General features: G+C 34.7%; 3 protein-coding genes and 1 pseudogene. 3 read left to right on the top strand and 1 reads right to left on the bottom strand.

Going from position 1 to position 4,073, the window contains the following annotated elements; translation table 11 throughout:
* Window positions 1-490, top strand: a pseudogene (locus tag MHH66_RS28510) (plasmid recombination protein); the annotation flags it as partial.
* A 16-nt stretch (window positions 491-506) separates the two neighbouring features.
* Here the strand turns inward: MHH66_RS28510 and MHH66_RS28505 are convergent.
* Window positions 507-950 (bottom strand): helix-turn-helix domain-containing protein, encoded by a 444-nt coding sequence (locus MHH66_RS28505; RefSeq protein WP_000096320.1) that lies wholly within the window; start codon window positions 948-950, stop codon window positions 507-509.
* Between the two features lie 571 nt (window positions 951-1,521).
* Here MHH66_RS28505 and MHH66_RS28500 point away from each other — a divergent pair.
* On the top strand, window positions 1,522-1,860 hold the full coding sequence (locus MHH66_RS28500; protein ID WP_078186025.1) for a hypothetical protein: 339 nt from the start codon (window positions 1,522-1,524) through the stop codon (window positions 1,858-1,860).
* 1,095 nt (window positions 1,861-2,955) lie between these two features.
* Window positions 2,956-4,073 (top strand): plasmid recombination protein (locus tag MHH66_RS28495; protein WP_340868160.1); only part of this gene is annotated, 1,118 nt, incomplete at its 3' end.

Here is a 4,073-nt window from a genome sequence, read left to right as displayed (position 1 = left end):
CGAAAGGGAAGAGTTCATCAATCAAAAAGAGTTGGATATTAGCTATAAAGAATTAGAAGTGAATCAAAGGGAACGAAATTTGATTGGGAAAGAAGCAGCTATTGAGAATAGTCAAACATGGTGGGAAGAAAAGCAAAAATTACAAGAACAAGTGAATCTATTAACCGTAGAGAATAGTCGTTTGAAACGGACGTTGAACAAAGTGAATGAACTGTACGAAGGATTAAAAATGAGTTTTGCGAATGTAGCGAAAGCAGTTGGCATGATGAAATATAGCAAAAAGGAATATGAACAACCGCTAAATGAACGAGGGAATCGATTGGTAGATGGGATTGCAAATTATACAAGTTACTGGCTTCGAAAAATGGGGAGTGAGGATCTAGCAGAGAAAGTGGATAAGGAAATTGGATTAAGTAAAGGAATTGAACAATCTGTACAAGCTTTAGAACCGAAAAAAGAACGGGATAGGGGCTTTGAACATGAAATGTAAAATAGGGGTAATACCCCTATTTTATTATTTTAAGGTGTTTTACTTCTTTTCTAACTTGTTCTAAATTTTTATCTCGTCCTCTAAAAGCAAATGAAGGATCTAAACGATATGTATTCGAAGCACCTACTTTTGGACCTTTTACTAAAATGCCATGTTCAAAGAGTTCTTTAATTGCTCTTGAGACATGTGGGGGATTCATATTCAATTCTTTAGCTATATCTTTTTGTCTAATTCTTAACCAATTTTCATAATCTAATTTTGCTAATAAAATCATATAGACACGTAATGTTTCACCTTTTAAATTAAGTTTGGCAACATGTGTTAATCCTTCTTGGAACATCATAACCCAGTCCCCCTTATAAACTTTTTTCTGTTTTGTTGGAGTTAATAAATACTGTTGAATTTCCCCTGTTTTTTCATCAGGTACTTCAATAAAAATATCTTTATCTAATGATGACATTTTTAACCCTCCAATTATTTAATAATAGTTACCTATCTCGGTATCTATTATACATACCAAATATGGTAAGAACAATACCAAATATGGTAACTATTTATATAAAAAAACCCTTATATATTAAGGGTTTTTTTATATGCTCTTTGTGTCTTTTATAATAAGGGCTAAAAATTCCGCAAGGAATAGGTAGTATTTTTGAGTAAAAATCACTCAAAAATCTCCACCTTTTTCGCTTCGCTACATCCTTGCGGAATTTTTTTCGGCAGGGATTTTTTTTTCGCCAAGCCGAACAGACCAAAAACGAAGATTTAAGTTGTACGACTTGGATTCATAAGTATACCTGCCGAACCGCTAGTTCTTCCAATCAAAGTATTCTTTTTTTGCAATATGTATTTGATGCATATTAAGGGGCTAGCCCCTCGCTTCGCTTCACCCCAGCCTCACCTCACACCCAAAAACAAAGGAATTCCTTTTTGAATTTGTATAAAAATCCACAATTAACTAGTCTTACATGCTTACACCATCCTTTCCAGACAAGCATAAGATGTACTAATGAACGAAAGGGGGTAATATTATGGGTTTTGGTTTTGGTGGAGGTTGTGGTTGTAATGATCATAGAGAACTTCCTAGAAGAAAAGAGCAAATTGTTACTGAAAATAATGATAGTAATCCGGGGTTATTACAATTTTTAAGAACATTAGCTCCTGGAACTTGTCTTGTCATTCAATATGATTGTCAACCACCTACAAGCGCAACATTTCAAGGATTTCAAGGTAGTAGTGTAATTATTCTTTCTGATTTTGATTGTTTTCCCGGTTTAGCACGTATTGCCATTAATAAAATCAATGTAGTTTCTATAAATTCACCAGATTGTAATCGATTCTGTTGTGAACGTCCAATATGTGATGAATAATTTTAAAATTAGAAAACAAATTCTTTTAATTTATAAATTGACTTTTGCAACAAAAAACACTTATTTTAATAAGTGTTTTTTGTTGCAAAAGAATCATAATAACAAACCGTTTAATCAATACAAACATACAATAATGTGAGGAACAGCATCCAAACGTTCCAAACACCCATGCCAAGAAATAAAATTAAAAATTATTTCTTGGCCCCTTTTATATAACAAAAAAATTTTATTTAAAATGTACAAGCTTCTTTTGACTCTAGTCATAACATACTAGTAAGGATTTATTAATCCTTATCTTCACTAATTCCAACTCAAATTTACCCAGGACAAAAAAAAGCAAACCAAAGAATTTAAATTCTTTGGTTTGCTTTTTTTAAAACTAAAATGTACAAACCTAAATTTATACTCAACATAAGATACAGAGATACAAAATTTATTAATAAGTTTTGTATCCTACCTATTCTATTTTCTTTTAAGGAATCTAAAAAAGGTTCCTATTTTTTATATTAATTAACTAAATTATTAATATAGTGAACTATTTACTTCGTTTTATTAATAAAACCAATATTATTTCTTTATTCTATCGATGCTTGGTTTGTATTACCAGACTTGTCTAATTGTTTAATGACTGAGAGTTCGATGAGTAATTAGAGTAATTCGCGAAACGACTATTGGGAGAAGAAAGATAAATGGTAAGAGTCCATGGTAAGCGGACTGAAATGGTGCAGCGGTTTGTGCTGATCCATGAAAGGAGCATTAAGGAGTGGACTCGTGCCACTGATTCATCATCCTCTTGGCAGTTTCTCAAAACGATACGTTTTGGGGACGCCAACCGGCGAGGAAGCCCCTCAAGGAGTGAGGGGTTGGGGAGTTCGATAAAGGGGGTCTGGGGAAGGGTTCCCCAGTGGGTTTGGGCAACGCCCAAGGTTTGGTTTTGGTCACGTAGTGACTCGGCTATGCCGACAAGGGCCTCGCAGAGCCCTATATATTTTGACGCTACGCGTCAAAATATGTATAGGGTTACGTTAATTGACTCCATTTCGTCGATTTGCTAGACTCGTGGTATCAATTATTCTAGGAAAGCGGGTGTATGTGATGTTGCGTTCTATCTCATTTAATCAATCTCATAAAAGTTCCATTAGTCATAACAATCGAGAAAATACACATGGAAATCCTGGTATTGATCCATCCAGGTTAAACGAGAATATGTATTTTGTTCAAAAGGACATTCGGAGTGTATACAAAGAGGTGTTTCAAAAAGCAGTAGATACATATAACAAGAAACAAAAACGGAATGACCGCAAGATTCAAGATTACTATGAAAAAATCAGTAAAAGTGAAAAAGTACATGAGCAACGAGAATTAGTTGTAGCGATTGGGGAAGGTAAAGATGATCCAATGTGTAGGAAAGAGAAAAAAGAAGCTTTACAGAGGTATGCAGAAGCGTTTCAAGAGCGTAATCCGAATCTAGCAATTTATAACATGGTGTTACATGATGATGAAGCGAATCCGCATCTGCATATCAACTATGTGCCACATTTTTCAAGTAGTCGGGGATTAACGAAGCGTGTCGGAATGGATAGAGCTTTGCAACAACAAGGTGTGGAAGGAAAAGGGATGGAACTGATTGCGAATTGGAGAGCGATAGAAACGGCATATATCGAAACATTAGCAAAAGAACATATTCCTGATTTTGAACGAGCGAATGTAGGATCTCATAAGTACATGAAAGTAAAACAATACAAAGAATATGCGGAAACAAAGTCCGTTGTAGAAAAGCAGGTACAGGAAAAAGAAACCTATTTACAACGGGTAGACAAAGAAGTGAAACAGTCAGAGGGAAAAGCAGAAGAATTACAAACGATACAAGAACAGTTAGAACAGATTGTGAGAGAACAACAACAAGAACAGAAGAACCTACAAAAACAAATAGGAGATACGAAAGAAGAGATTACAAAACTAGAAGAAACAAAGGAACAGGTAAAAAAGGATATACAAGGATTTCCTTTTTTTGATATGAGAAGGTTGAAAGCAGAAACAGAAAAAGTAGGGTTGCTGAAAAAGAAAGAAGTAAAAACAGGAAACTATATTCTGACAAAAGAAGACGCCCTGAAGCTTTCTGAGCGCCTTAGAGGCGTTTCTAACATCCGAGAAGGTCTAAGTACCATAGGAAGGTCTAAAAGCTTACTAGAAGCCAAGGAGGCGCAATTAAA

It is taken from the genome of Bacillus sp. FSL H8-0492 (genome assembly GCF_038006145.1).
GTDB classification, from domain to species: Bacteria; Bacillota; Bacilli; order Bacillales; family Bacillaceae_G; genus Bacillus_A; species Bacillus_A mycoides.
This window is presented reverse-complemented; position numbering and strand designations above follow the sequence as displayed.